Here is a 348-nt window from a genome sequence, read left to right as displayed (position 1 = left end):
ACATCGTTGTGGGCGCTTTATTGTTGAAATAAAGTAAATTTATGTAAAAACAAAAAAGCGCAGCTACAGAAGTGACCTTCAATAACTACGCTTTTTAATCAAACTTATTTGGTCTTTATTTTTCGTAGCGAACTAGGCGTAAATAAACATCACTGGTTTTAGAGCGTAAACTATTTAGCCCGCTGTCAAACTGATACACCCAGGCCGAACTCATATTGCTAACACCCGATGTGCTAGACCAATAGTTTTGAGATTTAGTGCCTAAAAAAACAACTTCATTTATGCTTGGCTCTGTACAACTGTGCTCTAAAATACTGGCTAGCTCTTTAATATTAGGCACCTGCCAAT

Annotated in this window: 1 protein-coding gene; it reads right to left on the bottom strand. The window is 37.1% G+C overall.

Features of this window, described 5'->3' with window-relative positions; all coding sequences use genetic code 11:
- Nucleotides 1-115 precede the first annotated feature (115 nt).
- Nucleotides 116-348: DUF1566 domain-containing protein (locus R2R70_RS19295; protein WP_410978793.1), on the bottom strand; the 233-nt coding region annotated here is incomplete at its 5' end.

Source organism: Cobetia sp. SIMBA_158 (assembly GCF_046566945.1).
GTDB classification, from domain to species: Bacteria; Pseudomonadota; Gammaproteobacteria; order Pseudomonadales; family Halomonadaceae; genus Cobetia; species Cobetia amphilecti.
The sequence above is the reverse complement of the archived record's forward strand: the minus strand, read 5'-3'. Positions and strand labels throughout refer to the sequence as shown.